Consider the following 4,165-nt stretch of genomic DNA (forward strand, 5'->3'; position numbering starts at 1 on the left):
GCTCAATCTCAACCTCGACCGAATTGGCGGGTTTGCGACGAACCGGCGCTGCTGCGTTGCGCGCCTGCCCAACTGCCGCTGCCTGCATGGCAGGGATAGGGTAGGGGCTGGACGCCACAGTTGCGGTGCCACCGCGCGGTTGATTGTAAAAGCTGGGCGAGACGCTGCCTTGACCGAGGTCGCGTGTGCCGACCGTCTGCGCCATGAAAACGTCCTGGTTTGCGGCATTGCGGAGTGCCAGCGAGAGCGAGCCTACGGTCGAGGCAAGCGCCAGTTTCTGCGCGCTTTGTTGATCGACCAGCAACGTGGCTGTTTTGCCTACGTTTGGTTGGGTACTCTTTTCATCCGCACCTTGATCGATAGCGATCACGCGCACATTTTGCAGCAGCACGTCGGTGATCGGATCGATTTGCCCTTCGGATTCTGTTTTCGGCGTGCGGGTCAGCAATACATCCACGGTATCGTTGGGAAGGACGAAACCTGCGACGCCTGAAACATCGCTGATGCGGACTGCAACAGCGCGCATATCTTCGTCGATCAGGGCGGAAATGCTCGCGCGGCCACCTGGGCCGGTAACCTTGCCGGGAAGAATGGGTTCACCCGCCTCGATCGGGCGCAGCACGACGCGTGCCTCCTGCCCGAGAAGCGCTCTGGTGGATTGGAAGGCGCCCGGTGGCACCGATGTTGCGGGCCATGCGACCATGCGTATGTTTTCCGCAGTCAGCGTGGTGCCATAAGCCATGGGAACACGGGCGACAGCCACCTGAACCATGCGATTTTCTTCGGCGCTGCGTTCCTGCTGGTTTTCAACGCCAGTCAGATAACTGTTTGCTAGAATGACGGCAACAATCCCGATGATCGCCGCTATCGCAATTATGATCCAGTTCCGGTTCGCCATGCGATCCCCCACCCGAATTTGATTTCCCTATGGCATCCTGTCCGGAGCCTCTTGAAACTTCCCGCCCGGATTAACCGGGCGGGGAGCAACTTACTATTTCAGTCTGCAACCGATTAGTTGCAGGTTTGACCATTTGTGCTGATGCAGGTCGTGGCATCGTTCAACGCGCCGCTAATGGCACCGCCCAGAGCGATCGCGGCGACGGCAATGCCGGCACCGATGATGGCGAGGATGAGAGCATATTCAGCTGCCGAAGCGCCGCTGTCGTCACGCAGGAACGAAGTTACAAATTTACGCATGATAGTACCCCTTAATGTTAACCCTGTTGTTTGTTTTTCGGAGCCTCCCCACCCTTAGAGCAGGTGGGGAGTATCTCACTTTGCTTACCGCAACCGATTAGTTGCAGGTTTGACCATTTGTGCTGATGCAGGTCGTGGCATCGTTCAACGCGCCGCCAATGGCACCGCCCAGAGCAATCGCAGCAACGGCAATGCCGGCACCGACGATGGCGAGGATGAGAGCATATTCAGCTGCCGAAGCGCCGCTATCGTCACGCAGGAACGAAGTTACAAATTTACGCATAATACTACCCCTTTACATAGTTTGAGAGTCTCCGCGCCCAGCTTGCTGCCGGATCGTGGATTACCAAGGGGGGTAGTGATTGAACCGTCGCGACCCTGTTATATTATTGCCAGCATCGCGCCGGCTCTTTCGCTTGGTCCACCCTTGATGCAGCTACAATCCAGTGAATCAGCCCCAAGGGTCAACAGCTAAAATTTACGCAATTTTAACAGTAGGTTATTTTAAGAATTTGTTAACCATGCGGTATTTTTACAACAAATCACGGCAAAAAAATCGCCGAATCACAATACTTTACTAAAGATATATAACTTTAGTTATTTAGCGCTGTGACTTCGGTTGAAGGCGCGGAAAACGGTGGTTCTACCTCTTTTTGCAACGGGTGCGCGCGCGCAGCCAAATGCCCGCATGTCTTCCAGATCAACAGCGTCAGGATTATCGAGAGGTAGCCATCAACGGCGTAATGATAGGCCAGATGCACTGAAGCGACCAATATAGAGAGCATATAGCCAAACATCACCCAGCCGAGCCAGCGGTTCACCTGGCGCGCGGCGAGCCAATAGAGAAAGGCCATGCTGACATGCATCGATGGCATCGCTGTGATTCCGGCACCCAGTTCGCGACTGCCCTCAGCCAACTGCGCAGCCAGCCTGTCCTGGATATGGATCACCCAGATCGGCCATTGGCTGTCGGCATAGTCGAGATATTCCATCAGCGGCAGGAAGTCCTCCCGTCCGACAAGTGGGTGAACGAAGCAAGGACCAACCGAGGCAAAAGCTATCGCGCACAGACTGCCCAATGTGGCCCAGCACGAAAAATAGGTCAGCAAAAACTGTGCCCTTAATATTGGGCGGTTTGTGAGAAACGAAAAATAGACAAGCGCAATCAGCAGCATCGGCAGCCAGACGATATAAAGCGCGCTGAGGATGAAGGTCACGAATGGGTAGCCGACAATCGGATGAATCAACCGCCATGCATCCATTCCGTGAATTAAACGGTCAGCCTCTATCCAGAACCCGTCCCAGCTATAGGTTGCAAAGAGTGAAATTGAACCCTTTATCCCCGAAAACGCGGGTAGGAACAGCGATACCAGCAAAATCAGCGGCACATGCCGCATCAGCCGATCCCAAGAGGCGTGATGCGCCAAAAATTCTTGCGTAAAGCCTATCGGGCTATCTGGTCTTTCTCGGAACAAGGCGACCAGCAGTAACAATCCGCCAAAAAAAACCGCCGTGGCCGCGAATGTTAGCAATAGAGACACACTTCCGTCTAACGGGAATCCGTAAATGCCGATACTGGCCAGCGCCACGAGCGACGCAACGATAAACAATCCACCCACCAAAAGTGTCAGCGCGTCAGCTCTGCATGCGGCAATCAAACCGTCAATGGCTCGCCATAGATGCTGCATGTTCTGCCTGTTGCCTCCCGTCTGAAGATACCTACAGCAAAAGCCCAACAATTTACATTGTAGTCAACCTGGGTTGAGTTTGGCTCTATGCGCGATCATTGCCGTTTTTGTTCAGGCAAGCGGCTTTGTTATCCGCTTTGGCGTGCCACACTATCTCGCGCCACGAGTTGCGAGCATTGTTTTTGGCTGGACAGTTGTTGACGATTTAAACCTAAATGCAAACCCTACTGCCATCCAAATGAACAAAGTTGCCGCTGCCGCTACGATCCCGTCGACAGCATAGTGATAGCCAGTCACGATTGATCCGACGCAAGTGATGCAGAAAAAGAGCGCGAAAACCCATTTCGCCGTCTGCGACAGGTGTCGGACCGCCAAAAAGAACAAAAGTGCTAGACTCACGTGCATCGATGGCATCGCCGTAATTCCGCTACCTAATCCGCGTTCACCATGATGTTGCCACTGGATCAGTCCCTTTTGGACGTCCAGAACGATGATGGGGAATTGATCGTTCGCTCTTGTGAGCTCGTCCATTAGAGGTTCAAAATCCGCAATCCCAAGTAAAGGATCGGCGAAGCACGGGCCGACTGATGAAAAATAAGTGGCCATCAAACCGCCAATCAGCGTCCAAACTAAAAAATAGCTGATAAAATAGCGCTGCCTAAGATCTGGGTTTTCGAGTTTGAAAGCAAAAAACAAACCGCCTGCGTAAATCAGCAATATCCACATATGATACAACAAAGCAATAATAGCTAAGATAATTGGTTGAAAAAGCAGTGGATGGAAAATTTTCCAAGCATCTTTTCCAAATATCCAACGATCCCATTCGATAAAAACTGGATCCCATTGAAAATTATTAAACAAAGGAATTGCACTTTTCATCGATGAAAAAATTGGCATATAGATGCAAAGTAAAATTATGACTGGACTTGCTCTAATATAATTGGATAAAATATTTATATTTATTTCATTTTCTATAATTGTATTAATTAGATTTTTTGGCTTATCAATAAACATTATTCTTATAATACGAAATGAAATTAATAAAAACCAAATTGCAAAAAATAGTATTGTATTATATATGATACTATCTGGTTTTAGTCCAGAAATACTCTTCGAAGCTAAAATAAAAAGCAATAAGCTGCAGCACAGAGCGGCTACAAAAATGATTTTTATGTCAGCTTTAATTGCATCTACAAAGCGATTAATCATTGGTAACTCGAGTGCGATAGGTCAGCAAAAACTGTGCCCTTAATATTGGGCGGTTTGTGAGAAACGAAAAA

Annotated in this window: 5 protein-coding genes; all 5 read right to left on the bottom strand. The window is 50.3% G+C overall.

Features of this window, described 5'->3' with window-relative positions; translation table 11 throughout:
• The coding region (cpaB, locus tag Q0239_RS03695) for a Flp pilus assembly protein CpaB (protein WP_298598567.1) at window positions 1-898 on the bottom strand (898 nt) is incomplete at its 3' end.
• 113 nt (window positions 899-1,011) lie between these two features.
• Window positions 1,012-1,197 (bottom strand): Flp family type IVb pilin, encoded by a 186-nt coding sequence (locus tag Q0239_RS03700; protein WP_298598570.1) that lies wholly within the window; start codon window positions 1,195-1,197, stop codon window positions 1,012-1,014.
• Between the two features lie 97 nt (window positions 1,198-1,294).
• Entirely contained in the window at window positions 1,295-1,480 is a 186-nt protein-coding gene (locus tag Q0239_RS03705; RefSeq protein ID WP_298598573.1) for a Flp family type IVb pilin, read from the bottom strand.
• A gap of 310 nt (window positions 1,481-1,790) precedes the next feature.
• Entirely contained in the window at window positions 1,791-2,816 is a 1,026-nt protein-coding gene (locus Q0239_RS03710; protein ID WP_298598618.1) for a phosphatase PAP2 family protein, read from the bottom strand.
• A 219-nt stretch (window positions 2,817-3,035) separates the two neighbouring features.
• The gene (locus tag Q0239_RS03715) at window positions 3,036-4,094 is read right to left on the bottom strand and encodes a phosphatase PAP2 family protein (RefSeq protein ID WP_298598621.1); all 1,059 of its coding nucleotides are present in this window, start codon (window positions 4,092-4,094) and stop codon (window positions 3,036-3,038) included.
• Window positions 4,095-4,165: the final 71 nt, after the last annotated feature.

Source organism: uncultured Sphingorhabdus sp., from assembly GCF_937872355.1.
Classification (GTDB): Bacteria; Pseudomonadota; Alphaproteobacteria; order Sphingomonadales; family Sphingomonadaceae; genus Sphingorhabdus_B.